We start from the raw sequence: 501 nt of genomic DNA, 5'->3' as shown, positions 1-501 counted from the left end.
TTTATGTGTCAACACTGATAAAAAAGAGGTAAAGGAGAGATTTTTTATGATGGGTGCTTTAAAAAATCATCGTGATGAGCGTGTATCCGTTTCTGTAGAAGAATTAGTTCCGCAAGACCATTTCCTTCGTGCGATTGAAGCGACAATCAGTTTTGATTTTATTGAGGAAAAGTTACGCCCTTATTACTGTGAAAACAATGGTCGTCCGTCAATTCACCCTATCGTTTTATTTAAGATGATGTTTATCGGATATTTTTATGGTATTCGTTCAGAGCGACAATTGGAAAAGGAGATCAAAACGAATATTGCCTACCGTTGGTTTCTAGGTTTTTCTCTATCAGATACAATTCCAGATCATTCTACAATCAGTTGGAATCGCCGTACTCGTTTCATTCATACAAATATTTTCGAAGAAATTTTTGATGAGATTGTGAGTCAAGCGACCGAGCACCGTATGGTGGGAGGACGTGCGTTGATGACAGATTCTACACACATTAAGGC

The 501-nt window shown here is 37.9% G+C and carries 1 protein-coding gene; it reads left to right on the top strand.

Features of this window, described 5'->3' with window-relative positions:
- Positions 1–46: 46 nt before the first annotated feature.
- On the top strand, positions 47–501 hold a 455-nt coding region (locus tag JDS92_RS30120; RefSeq protein WP_142288487.1), incomplete at its 3' end, for a transposase.

It is taken from the genome of Bacillus cereus group sp. N12, assembly GCF_016483575.1.
In the GTDB taxonomy this organism is placed as follows: domain Bacteria; phylum Bacillota; class Bacilli; order Bacillales; family Bacillaceae_G; genus Bacillus_A; species Bacillus_A toyonensis.
The sequence above is the reverse complement of the archived record's forward strand: the minus strand, read 5'-3'. Positions and strand labels throughout refer to the sequence as shown.